This window comes from Vibrio sp. Vb1574 (assembly GCF_033338675.1).
In genome coordinates this window covers 192450-204992 of record NZ_JAWOTC010000001.1, presented here as the reverse complement: position 1 = coordinate 204992, position 12543 = coordinate 192450, and the positions used below count along the sequence as shown (strand labels likewise).

Here is a 12543-nt window from a genome sequence, read left to right as displayed (position 1 = left end):
AATAATAAAGGAAAGTTTATGTCGAATGAAAGACGTTACTTTGGTACTGACGGTGTGCGCGGTAAAGTAGGACAATACCCAATCACTCCAGACTTCGTACTTAAGCTTGGCTGGGCTGCTGGTCGTGTACTAGCGAAACAAGGCACAAAGAAAGTTATCATAGGTAAAGATACACGTATTTCAGGTTATATGCTTGAATCTGCACTAGAGGCTGGCCTTGCAGCTGCGGGACTTAAAGCAACATTTACTGGTCCCATGCCAACTCCAGCTGTGGCATATTTAACTCAGACTTTCCGTGCCGAGGCTGGTATTGTGATTTCTGCATCACATAACCCATATTACGACAACGGCATTAAATTCTTTTCTTCTGAGGGTACTAAGCTACCTGACGATATCGAATTGGCGATCGAAGCTGAGTTAGATAAAGAAATTGAATGTGTGGAGTCTGCTGAGCTTGGTAAAGCAACCCGCCTAAATGATGCAGCTGGTCGTTACATCGAATTCTGTAAGAGTACTTTCCCATCTGAGTTGAGCCTTGCGAACTTTAAGATCGTAGTAGACTGTGCGCACGGTGCAACGTACCACATCGCTCCAAATGTTTTCAAAGAACTTGGGGCAGAAGTTATCGCTATGGGCGTAGAGCCTAACGGCATCAACATTAATGAAAAAGTGGGCGCAACAGACGTACGAGCTCTTCAACAGCGTGTTGTTGAAGAGCAAGCGCACCTTGGTCTCGCATTTGATGGTGATGGTGACCGCATCATTATGGTCGACCACCTAGGTAACAAAGTTGATGGTGACCAAATTGCTTATATCATCGCTCGTGATGCACTTCGTCGTGGTGAGCTAAAGGGTGGTGTTGTTGGTACACTAATGACTAACTTGGGTATGGAAAATGGTTTAAAGCAGCTAGGCATTCCGTTTGTACGTGCTGCTGTTGGTGACCGTTATGTCATGGAGCAACTGCTAGAAAAAGGTTGGAAAATTGGTGCTGAAAACTCAGGCCATGTGATCTTATTAGATAAAGTCACAACCGGCGATGCGATTGTTGCTGCACTTCAAGTACTTGCTTCTGTAATTGGCAGCGATATGTCTTTATATGAACTATCGCAAGGAATGACATTATATCCTCAGGTTTTAGAAAATGTCCGTTTCTCAGGAGAAAGTAACCCTCTTGAAGCTACAGCTGTATTAAACGCTGTCGCTGAAGTAGAGGCGACACTTGGTGATAAAGGGCGTGTACTGCTGCGTAAGTCTGGCACTGAGCCTTTGATCCGCGTTATGGTGGAAGGCGAAGATGGTGAACTAGTTCAACACTCAGCATTGAAAATCGCTGAGGCTGTTAAAGCAAGTTGTTAATCATTGCGTTAAAGCATGTCTTGAATGAAAAGGGCATCTTTTGCCCTTTTTTTGAGCGCTTAACGCATTGGCATTGATTTTTTACTAATTTTCCCTTGTCAGCGTTACTGGCTTTCGCTAGTATTGCTCCGCCTCCCGTTAGGAGGTCGCTAGCCTTGTTCATTATGATTTATTCTTTTGAACGGCGCTGGCTCAACAATTTGGAACATAGGTGGAAAAAATGTTTTCAGTTCTACTTGTGATTTACCTGTTGGCAGCGCTTGGTGTGATTGGCCTTGTGTTGATTCAACAAGGTAAAGGCGCAGATATGGGAGCCTCGTTCGGTGCTGGTGCTTCAAACACAGTGTTTGGTGCTGGCGGCTCAGGTAATTTCTTAACCCGAACAACTGCTATTTTAGCAACCGTATTCTTTATCGTTAGCTTGTTACTTGGTCGTATGTCTACGCACCAGACTGAATCACAATGGGTAGACCCAACGTTAGGTCAACCAGTTGTTGAACAAGTTAAGGATGCAGCGAGTGAAGTTCCTGCCCCTGCGGGTGATGAAATTCCTCAATAAGCTGTAAGGTTTTGATGCCGAGATGGTGAAATTGGTAGACACGCTAGCATGAGGTGCTAGTGCCTTAGGTGTGAGGGTTCGAGTCCCTCTCTCGGCACCATGTATTTACAAACTTGTAAATCACTTGTTTGCGAGTATAATGCTCAGCAAGTCGGACGCGGGGTGGAGCAGCTTGGTAGCTCGTCGGGCTCATAACCCGAAGGTCGTCGGTTCAAATCCGGCCCCCGCAACCAATCTCTTTCCTTAAAAGGAAATCGTAGATTGGCAAGTTTGCGTAGTGCTAACCACACTACGAGTTAAGAAAAGCAATTGTTGGCTATTCTTAACGTATCAGGGTCCAGCAGCATAAAACCCCGACTATCGGGGTTTTTTGTTATCTGAGCTTTTTGAAATAGCTCAGATACTGCTTGGTTTTTTGATTGGGCTCTGAGCCCTTTTTTTGTTTCTGGAGTGGTTAAATGACTGGTTTAGAAAGACAACTTACTGAAATGCTTGACGCGCCAGTAGCGGCATCAGGTTATGAGTTAGTTGGATTAGAATTCATTCGTGCAGGCGCGCACTCAACGTTACGTATCTACATTGACCATGAAAATGGTATTAACGTAGACGACTGTGCAGAAGTTAGCCACCAAGTTAGTGCAGTTTTAGACGTTGAAGATCCAATTTCTGTTGCTTACAGCCTAGAAGTGTCTTCTCCAGGTTTAGAAAGACCACTTTTTAAAGCAGCACATTACGAGCAATTTATTGGTCACGAGGTCAGCATCGTATTGAAAATGGCTGTAGCAAACCGTCGTAAGTGGAAAGGTATTATCCACGGTGTTGATGGCGAAACAGTGACAATTACTGTAGACGGTCAGCAAGAAGAGTTTGCTCTAAGTAACATTTCCAAAGCTAACCTGATCCCTAAATTTTAGTTCCCTAAAAAAGTTTAAGCTTAGAGGCTAAATACAATGAGTAAAGAAATTTTAGCGGTAGCAGAAGCGGTATCGAACGAAAAAGCGGTACCTCGTGAGCGTATCTTTGAGGCTCTTGAGATTGCTCTAGCAACTTCTACAAAGAAAAAATACGAAATCGAAATCGACGTACGTGTTGCCATTGACCGTAAAACCGGTGAGTTTGTCACTTACCGCCGTTGGTTAGTTGTTGATGACGTTGAGAACCCTACAAAAGAGATCTCACTAGAAGCAGCGCAATACGAAGATGACTCAATCGAGCTTGGCGACTACGTAGAAGACGAAATCGAATCAGTAACGTTTGACCGTATTACGACTCAAACTGCTAAACAAGTTATCGTTCAAAAAGTTCGTGAAGCTGAGCGCGCACAAATCGTTGAACAGTTCATCGACAATGAAGGTGATCTAATCACTGGTGTCGTGAAAAAAGTAAACCGTGACACAATCGTGCTTGATCTTGGTAATAACGCTGAAGCGGTAATCCTGCGTGATGACCAACTTCCTCGTGAAAACTTCCGTCCAGGCGACCGCGTACGTGGCCTTCTTTACAAAGTCGCGCCTGAAGCACGTGGTTTCCAATTGTTCATCACTCGTTCTAAGCCAGAAATGTTGGCAGAACTTTTCCGTGTTGAAGTGCCTGAAATCGCAGAAGATATTATCGAGCTGAAAGGCGCTGCACGTGATCCTGGTTCTCGCGCTAAGATCGCTGTCAAAACAAATGACAAACGTATCGACCCTGTAGGTGCGTGTGTTGGTATGCGTGGTGCACGTGTACAAGCTGTTTCTGGCGAACTTGGTGGTGAGCGTATCGATATTGTGCTTTGGGATGATAACCCAGCTCAATTCGTTATCAACGCAATGGCGCCAGCTGATGTTGCTTCTATCATCGTTGATGAGGATGCACACTCAATGGACATCGCAGTTGAAGCTGACAACCTAGCGCAAGCTATCGGTCGTAACGGTCAAAACGTGCGTCTAGCATCTCAACTAACAGGTTGGGAACTGAATGTTATGACAGTTGCTGATCTTCAGAAGAAACACGCTGAAGAATCACAAGCATCTATTGAAAACTTCATGAAGTACCTAGATATTGAAGAAGACTTCGCTCAACTTCTTGTTGAAGAAGGTTTCTCAACGCTAGAAGAAATCGCATACGTGCCAGTTAACGAGCTACTAGAAATCGATGGTTTGAATGAAGAACTAATCGAAGAGCTTCGTGGACGTGCAAAAGATGCACTAACGACGATCGCACTAGCACAAGAAGAGTCTTTTGAAGGTCTAGAACCAGCTGAGGACCTACTTGCACTTGAAGGTCTTGAGCGTGAGATGGCATTTAAATTGGCAGCGAAAGGTGTAGCGACACTGGAAGATCTTGCTGACCAAGGTATTGACGATTTAGAAGGTATCGAAGGCCTGACCGAAGAACGTGCAGGTGAGCTAATTATGGCCGCACGTAACATCTGTTGGTTCGGCGAAGAAGCATAATTTTCGGCAAGGAGGAAGCGGCATGACACAATTAACAGTTAAAGCACTGAGTGATGAGATTGGTACGCCAGTCGACCGCTTGATTGAACAACTTGCTGACGCTGGCATTAAAAAGGCGAGCTCTGACAATGTTACTGATGAAGAGAAGCAGAAGCTTCTCTCTCATTTAAAGAAAGAACACGGTGATAAATCAGGTGATTCAGAGCCGACTCGCCTTACGCTTCAGCGTAAAACTCGTAGTACACTTAGTGTGAACGCGGGTGGTGGTAAGAGTAAGAATGTTCAGGTTGAGGTGCGCAAAAAACGTACATACGTGAAGCGCAGCACAATTGAAGATGAAGCGAAACGTGAAGCTGAAGAAGCAGCACAACGAGAAGCAGAAGAAGCAGCAAAACGTGCAGCAGAAGAAGCTGCAAAACGTGAAGCTGAAGAAGCTGCGAAACGTGAAGCTGAAGAAGCAGCAAAACGTGAAGCGGAAGAAAAAGCGAAACGTGAAGCTGAAGAAAAAGCGAAGCGAGACGTAGATACGAATGCACAACGTAATGCTGAAGAAAAAGCAAAGCGTGATGCTGAAGAGAAAATTAAGCAAGAAGCAGCGCGAAAAGAGGCCGACGAGCTTAAACGTCGTCAGGAAGAAGAAGCTAAGCGTAAGGCTGAAGAGGAAAGTCAGCGCAAGCTTGAAGAAGCTCGCGAATTGGCTGAAAAGAATAAAGAGCGTTGGTCTGCTGCAGAAGAGAAAAAGGGTGATATGGAAGATACAGATTACCATGTAACGACTTCACAATACGCACGTGAAGCCGAAGATGAAGCAGATCGCAAAGTAGAAGGCGGTCGTCGTAAGAAGAAAAAAGCAGCTTCGGGTAAAGACGACCAAGCTCGCGGTGGCCGTAACAACCAACGTGGCGGTAGAGGTCGTAAGGGCAAACTTGCTAAGCCGACTTCAATGCAGCACGGGTTTGATAAGTCAGCAACGGTTGCTAAGCAAGACGTTGTAATTGGCGAAACGATCGTTCTATCAGAACTCGCTAACAAGATGTCGGTTAAAGCGACAGAAGTTATCAAAGTAATGATGAAGATGGGCGCTATGGCGACTATCAACCAAGTGATCGACCAAGAAACAGCACAACTTGTTGCTGAAGAAATGGGCCATAAAGTAGTTCTTCGTAAAGAGAACGAACTGGAAGAAGCGGTACTATCTGACCGTGACACTAACGCGGAAGCAGTTCCACGTGCTCCAGTTGTTACTATCATGGGTCACGTTGACCACGGTAAAACGTCAACACTTGACTACATCCGTCGCACACACGTTGCTTCTGGCGAAGCGGGTGGTATTACTCAGCACATTGGTGCGTACCACGTTGAAACAGACAACGGCATGATCACGTTCCTTGATACTCCTGGACACGCAGCGTTTACTGCAATGCGTGCTCGTGGTGCTCAAGCAACAGATATCGTTGTTCTTGTAGTTGCAGCAGACGATGGCGTAATGCCACAAACAGTAGAAGCGATTCAGCACGCGAAAGCGGCAGGCGTTCCTCTAATTGTTGCTGTGAACAAGATCGATAAAGAAGACGCGAACCCAGATAACGTTAAGAACGAGCTTGCTCAATACGACGTTATTCCTGAAGAGTGGGGCGGTGAGAACATGTTCGTTCACATCTCTGCTAAACAGGGTACAAACATCGATGGTCTTCTAGAAGCAATCCTTCTTCAGTCTGAAGTTCTTGAACTTACAGCTGTAGCTGAAGGCATGGCATCTGGTGTTGTTGTTGAATCTCGCCTAGATAAAGGTCGTGGTCCAGTTGCAACAGTACTTGTTCAATCAGGTACACTAAACAAAGGCGACATCGTTCTTTGTGGTCAAGAATACGGCCGTGTTCGTGCAATGCGTGATGAGCTAGGTAAAGAAATTACTTCGGCTGGCCCATCTATCCCTGTAGAGATCCTAGGTCTTTCAGGTGTACCATCTTCAGGTGATGAAGCAACAGTAGTTCGTGACGAGCGTAAAGCGCGTGAAGTAGCTAACTACCGTGCTGGTAAGTTCCGTGAAGTGAAACTTGCTCGTCAGCAGAAATCTAAACTAGAGAACATGTTCTCTAACATGACTGCTGGTGAAGTTGCTGAACTTAACGTTGTACTTAAAGCAGACGTTCAAGGTTCTGTAGAAGCAATCGCTGACTCATTAGTTAAGCTATCTACTGACGAAGTTAAAGTGAACATCGTTGGTTCTGGTGTAGGTGGTATTACGGAAACTGACGTAGTACTAGCGGAAGCTTCAAACGCAATCATCCTTGGCTTTAACGTTCGTGCAGATGCTTCTGCTCGCCGTGCTGTTGAAGCCGCAGCTGTTGACTTACGTTACTACTCAATCATTTACCAATTGATTGATGAAGTGAAACAAGCAATGGGCGGTATGCTTGCTCCAGAATTCAAGCAAGAGATCATTGGTCTTGCTGAAGTTCGTGACGTGTTTAAGTCACCGAAACTGGGCGCTATCGCTGGTTGTATGGTTACAGAAGGTGTGATCAAGCGTAACAACCCAATCCGTGTACTACGTGATAACGTTGTTATTTACGAAGGTGAACTAGAGTCACTACGTCGTTTCAAAGATGACGTTCAAGAAGTTAAGAATGGCTACGAATGTGGTATCGGCGTTAAGAACTACAATGATGTTCGCGTTGGTGACCAAATCGAAGTCTTCGAAATCGTTGAAATTAAACGTACTCTAGACTAATTGACTAAAATTACTAATATTGTCTTTGAAAGATAAGTAGTAATTGGTTGTTGAATACACCATGGGGGGCTGGCTTTGACCAACCCCCCATTCTTTCTATATAAGAGTAAAGATATGTCAAAAGAATTTAGCCGCACGCAGCGCGTTGCACAGCAGCTGCAAAAAGAACTAGCGATGATCCTTCAACGTGAAGTTCGTGACTCTCGCCTTGGCATGGTGACGATCTCAGACGTAGAAGTCTCTCGTGACCTAGCTTACGCAAAAGTATTTGTGACCTTCCTGTGTGTGGGTGAGCAAACACCAGAATCATGTCTAGCAGCGCTACGTGAGCACGAAGTGCACATTCGCATGATGTTAGGTAAGCGTATTCGTCTACGTTTAACGCCAGAAATCCGCTTCCACTATGACAATACGCTTGTTGAAGGTATGCGTATGTCTAACCTAGTGTCTGAAGTCGTTAGTTCAGACAAACAAAAGCAAAAAGATTCTGGTCGTGAGGACGAAGAATAATGGCTCGTCGTCGTAAAGGTCGTCCAATTAATGGCGTTATACTGTTGGACAAACCAACAGGTATCTCTTCCAATGATGCACTGCAAAAAGTAAAGCGAATCTACTTTGCCGAGAAAGCAGGCCACACTGGAGCCTTGGACCCATTAGCGACAGGCATGCTGCCAATTTGCTTGGGTGAAGCGACAAAATTTTCTCAGTTTCTTCTTGATTCTGATAAACGCTACCGCGTGATCGCAAAGCTGGGTGAACGTACCAATACGTCTGACTCGGATGGTGAAGTTGTAGAGACGCGTCCAGTCGATGTTACGTTAGACAAGCTAGAAGCGTGCATCGATCAGTTCCGTGGTGAATCTGATCAAGTGCCTTCCATGTTCTCTGCGTTGAAGTATCAAGGTAAACCCTTGTATGAATACGCTCGTAAAGGCATCGAAGTTCCGCGTGAATCTCGTAAGATCACGGTATATGAGATTGTTCTTCACCGTTTTGAAGGCGATGAAGTAGAGATGGAAGTGCACTGCTCTAAAGGTACCTATATTCGTACTATCGTTGATGATCTGGGCGAAATGTTAGGTTGTGGTGCGCACGTAACTATGCTTCGTCGTACTGGTGTTGCTAAATACCCATACGAGAATATGGTAACACTTGAGCAACTAAATGAGTTGCTAGAGCAAGCTCACCGCGAGGAACGAGCGCCTCGAGAACTACTGGACCCACTGCTTTTGCCAATGGATACAGCGGTAGAAGACTTACCAGAAGTCAACTTGGTGCCTGAACTGGCGAATATGGTCCAACATGGGCAGCCCGTTCAAGTATTTGGTGCTCCGACTGAGGGCTCACTTCGCCTTACTATGGGTGAAGAACGCTTGTTTATTGGCGTTGGCGAAATGAACGAAGATGGCAAAATCGCTCCTAAGCGATTGGTCGTGTTCCGAGATGACGTTGAATCCAAGTAAATGATTGAAAATACCGACCTGAGTGTCGGTATTTTTATATTGCACGAGATAGGAAATTTCCCTATAATCCGCGCTTCGCGTAGCGGCTGAATCAGAGATTGGCTGCTACAACTTTAAACCTACTCTTATTAGGAGAGAATTATGTCTCTGAATGCAGAAACTAAAGCAGCAATCGTTGCAGAATACGCACAAGGCGAAGGCGACACTGGTTCACCAGAAGTTCAAGTAGCTCTACTTACAGCTTCTATCAACCACCTACAAGGTCACTTCAAAGCGCACAAAGGCGATCACCACAGCCGTCGTGGTCTTCTACGCATGGTTTCTCGTCGTCGTAAGCTTCTAGATTACCTAAAAGGTAAAAACCTAGCTCGCTACCAAGACCTAATCAAACGTCTAGGCCTACGTCGCTAATCAGCGACTGCATAGCAGTTTGTCTAAAAAGGGGCTTTATGCCCCTTTTTTGTTGCCTAAATTTAGCCAAATTAGACTTATGCCGTTATAATACTGGCGGCTAAACCTTGTAAGAGGTTTTCTCAAAAGCTCATAGCATTACAGTCAACCACGTCGACCAAAAGGTCGCGACTATTCAAAAGGAATTTCCGAGTTTCTTTTTACTAGTCGCGATTCGTAATGCCTTGAGTGTCAATTAACACATCTAAGATTTCTTTAAGCACTAAAGGAAGATTAGAAACAAGGAATAACAATGTTCGAAAAACCAGTTGTTAAAACGTTCCAGTACGGTAACCACACAGTTACTTTAGAAACTGGCGTTATTGCACGTCAAGCTACAGCAGCAGTTATGGTCACAATGGATGATACGTCTGTATTCGTATCTGTTGTAGGTAAAAAAGAAGCCGTTGCAGGTCAAGACTTCTTCCCACTAACGGTTAACTACCAAGAGCGTACTTACGCTGCGGGTAAAATCCCAGGCGGCTTCTTCAAACGTGAAGGTCGTCCTTCTGAAGGCGAAACGCTAACAGCTCGTCTAATCGACCGTCCAATCCGTCCGCTCTTCCCAGACGCGTTTAAAAACGAAGTTCAGGTTATCGCGACAGTAATGTCTGTAAACCCAGATGTTCAGCCAGATATCGTTACAATGATCGGTACTTCTGCTGCTCTTGCTATCTCTGGCATTCCATTCAACGGCCCTATCGGTGCGGCGCGTGTTGGTCATATCGATGGTCAGCTTGTACTTAACCCTAGCCAAACTGAACTAGAAACTTCTAAGCTTGACCTTGTTGTTGCAGGTACAGAGTCAGCAGTACTGATGGTTGAGTCAGAAGCGGACAACCTAACTGAAGAAGAAATGCTAGCGGCGGTTGTTTATGGTCATGACCAACAACAAGTTGCTATTCAAGCTATCAACGAATTCAAAGCAGAAGTTGCAACTCCTGCTTGGGATTGGGTTGCTCCTGAAGAGAACACAGCGCTTAAAAATAAGATTGCTGATCTAGCAGAAGCTAAACTTGTTGAAGCTTACCAAATTACTGAGAAAATGGCTCGTTACGACCGCATCCATGAGATCGCTGCGGAAGTAAATGAAGTTCTTCTTGCTGAAGATCCTGAAGCAGACACAAAAGAAATCCACACTATCTTCCATGATCTAGAGAAGACAGTAGTACGTAGCCGTATTATTGCAGGTAACCCTCGTATCGATGGCCGTGAAAAAGACATGGTTCGTGCACTAGATGTACGTACTGGTGTTCTTCCTCGTACTCACGGTAGCGCGCTATTCACTCGTGGTGAAACTCAGGCGATCGTTACGGCAACGCTAGGTACTCAGCGTGATGCTCAAATCATCGATGAGCTAACTGGTGAGCGTAAAGATCACTTCCTACTGCACTACAACTTCCCTCCATACTGTGTAGGTGAAACTGGTTTTGTAGGTTCTCCTAAGCGTCGTGAAATCGGCCACGGTAAACTGGCGAAGCGTGGTATTGCTGCAGTAATGCCTTCTGTTGATGAGTTCCCATACACAGTACGTGTTGTATCGGAAATCACTGAATCTAACGGTTCATCTTCAATGGCTTCAGTATGTGGTACTTCTCTTGCGCTTATGGACGCAGGTGTACCAATCAAAGCATCTGTTGCTGGTATTGCAATGGGTCTTGTTAAAGAAGGTGACGATTTCGTTGTACTTTCTGACATCCTTGGCGATGAAGACCACCTAGGTGACATGGACTTTAAAGTAGCAGGTACTAACACTGGTATCACTGCACTTCAAATGGACATCAAGATCGAAGGCATCACTAAAGAAATCATGCAAATTGCGCTTAACCAAGCTCAAGGCGCACGTAAGCACATCCTATCTGTAATGGATGAAGCAATCTCTGGTGCTCGTGAAGACATCTCTGAATTTGCTCCGCGTATTCACACGATGAAGATCAGCGCTGAGAAGATCAAAGACGTTATCGGTAAAGGTGGTGCAGTTATCCGTGCTCTAACTGAAGAGACTGGTACAACTATCGAAATCGAAGACGACGGTACTATCAAGATTGCGGCAACTGAAGGCACTGCTGCGAAAGAAGCTATCCGCCGTATCGAAGAGATCACTGCTGAAGTTGAAGTGGGCCGTATCTACACAGGTAAAGTTGCACGTCTAGCAGACTTCGGTGCATTCGTAACGGTTCTTCCAGGCAAAGATGGTCTTGTACACATTTCTCAAATCGCAGAAAAACGCGTAGAGAAAGTGTCTGACTACCTAGCTGAAGGTCAAGAAGTTCAAGTTAAAGTTCTTGAAATCGACCGCCAAGGCCGTGTACGTCTAAGCATGAAAGAAGCGGTAGAAAAGCCAGCTGAAGAAGCTGCTGCTGAAGCACCAGCTGCTAAAGACGAGTAAGACAAAATGAGACTTTCAGCCTTTTATTAGATTAAGGGCCTGAAAGCATGTTATAAAAGGGGAGCATTTTCGCTCCCCTTTTTTGGTTTGTTTCGATGTATTAACCTCAAACGAGGTTATCGCCTATATTGCATTAAGAGAAATAAATCTTGAGCGGTCCAAACAGGAGTATCAATTAGTGAAATGGTTTCAAACCGCAATTTTATGTGTTGCTATCGCGCTGACCGGTTGTGCAAATACTTCTCAACAATCAGCACAAAAGTGGTTATATCCACCGATGGCGGTGCCACTTCAGCCTAGTGTTCAACAAGAAGTACAAATCGCGCGTCTCTCGCAGTTGCTACAACGTCCCGACCTTAGTGATGAAGTGCGCGCTAAAATGCATTATGAGCGCGGTAGCTACTACGACAGCGTTGGTTTACGTGATCTTGCCCGTTTGGACTTTAACCAGTCTTTGCAGTTGAATCCTGCTCAGCCGGACATCTTCAATCTTTTGGGAGTATACTTTACCCAAGTAGGAGAGTTTGATGCGGCATATGAAGCGTTTGACTCGACCATAGAGTTGGCTCCTGATAATACCTATGCTGAGCGCAACCGTGCGATTGCACTGTATTATGGTGGCCGAATCGATCTCGCTTTAGAAGATATGACCAAGCATTATCAAGAAATGCCAACGGATCCTTTTCGTTCATTATGGCTGTACATCATCGAAGCTGAGCAAAATCCAGAGCAAGCAAAAGCCAATCTTCAACAGCGTTATTTACGAGATCGTAGTGAAGAGTGGGGGTGGGTTCTTGTTGCTATCATGCTGCGAGACGTCTCGGACGAAGACGCGCTTAAAGCAATTATGGATGGAACGAGAGAGAACTATCGCCTAGCTGAACGATTGACGGAAACGTATTTCTACCTTGGAAAGCGTAATCAGCTTGAAGGTGATATCGCAAGTGCCATCTCACTTTATAAGCTCGCGATTTCGTTCAACGTTTACGATTATGTTGAGCATCGCTATTCTTTCTTGGAGTTGGCGCAAATTTACGATCAATTACAGCAAGATAGATTGGCCAAGTTAAAGGCTGCCAAGAAGCTGGAAATTGAATGATTTAGAGCCGCTCGATGAGAGCGGCTTTTTTTATGATTGAACTTGATGAGTG

At 45.1% G+C, this 12543-nt stretch carries 10 protein-coding genes and 2 tRNA genes; all 12 read left to right on the top strand.

Annotation, left to right across the window (positions count from 1 at the left end; all coding sequences use genetic code 11):
* The first annotated feature begins 18 nt into the window (after nt 1-18).
* The 12 genes from glmM (at nt 19) to nlpI (ending at nt 12491) form a co-directional block, all read left to right on the top strand.
* Nucleotides 19-1359 carry a phosphoglucosamine mutase gene (gene glmM / locus R7O12_RS00920; protein ID WP_005388992.1) on the top strand — a complete coding sequence of 447 codons (1341 nt, stop codon included), beginning with the start codon at nt 19-21 and terminating at the stop codon, nt 1357-1359.
* A 220-nt stretch (nt 1360-1579) separates the two neighbouring features.
* Nucleotides 1580-1918: a preprotein translocase subunit SecG gene (gene secG / locus R7O12_RS00915; RefSeq protein ID WP_005380080.1), complete on the top strand. Its 339-nt coding sequence runs from the start codon at nt 1580-1582 to the stop codon at nt 1916-1918.
* Nucleotides 1919-1934: 16 nt separating this feature from the next.
* Nucleotides 1935-2018: transfer RNA gene (locus R7O12_RS00910), tRNA-Leu, on the top strand.
* Between the two features lie 56 nt (nt 2019-2074).
* Nucleotides 2075-2151 (top strand) — tRNA-Met (locus R7O12_RS00905).
* Nucleotides 2152-2376: 225 nt separating this feature from the next.
* Complete coding sequence (gene rimP / locus R7O12_RS00900; protein ID WP_005386424.1) at nt 2377-2832, top strand: ribosome maturation factor RimP; 456 nt, start codon at nt 2377-2379, stop codon at nt 2830-2832.
* Between the two features lie 36 nt (nt 2833-2868).
* The gene (gene nusA / locus R7O12_RS00895) at nt 2869-4356 is read left to right on the top strand and encodes a transcription termination factor NusA (RefSeq protein ID WP_005380084.1); all 1488 of its coding nucleotides are present in this window, start codon (nt 2869-2871) and stop codon (nt 4354-4356) included.
* Nucleotides 4357-4378: 22 nt separating this feature from the next.
* A complete protein-coding gene (gene infB / locus R7O12_RS00890; RefSeq protein ID WP_005380086.1) occupies nt 4379-7090 on the top strand; it encodes a translation initiation factor IF-2 in 2712 nt (903 codons plus the stop codon).
* 114 nt (nt 7091-7204) lie between these two features.
* Nucleotides 7205-7600: a 30S ribosome-binding factor RbfA gene (gene rbfA / locus R7O12_RS00885; protein ID WP_005380087.1), complete on the top strand. Its 396-nt coding sequence runs from the start codon at nt 7205-7207 to the stop codon at nt 7598-7600.
* Nucleotides 7600-8553, top strand: a complete 954-nt coding sequence (truB, locus tag R7O12_RS00880) for a tRNA pseudouridine(55) synthase TruB (RefSeq protein ID WP_213872700.1) — start codon at nt 7600-7602, stop codon at nt 8551-8553. Before rbfA ends, truB begins: the two co-directional genes overlap by 1 nt.
* A gap of 141 nt (nt 8554-8694) precedes the next feature.
* A complete protein-coding gene (gene rpsO, locus R7O12_RS00875; RefSeq protein WP_005380094.1) occupies nt 8695-8964 on the top strand; it encodes a 30S ribosomal protein S15 in 270 nt (89 codons plus the stop codon).
* Nucleotides 8965-9256: 292 nt separating this feature from the next.
* Nucleotides 9257-11392, top strand: coding sequence for a polyribonucleotide nucleotidyltransferase (gene pnp / locus R7O12_RS00870; protein WP_005380098.1), 2136 nt, complete (start codon nt 9257-9259; stop codon nt 11390-11392).
* Nucleotides 11393-11570: 178 nt separating this feature from the next.
* On the top strand, nt 11571-12491 hold the full coding sequence (gene nlpI, locus R7O12_RS00865) for a lipoprotein NlpI (RefSeq protein WP_005380101.1): 921 nt from the start codon (nt 11571-11573) through the stop codon (nt 12489-12491).
* Nucleotides 12492-12543: the final 52 nt, after the last annotated feature.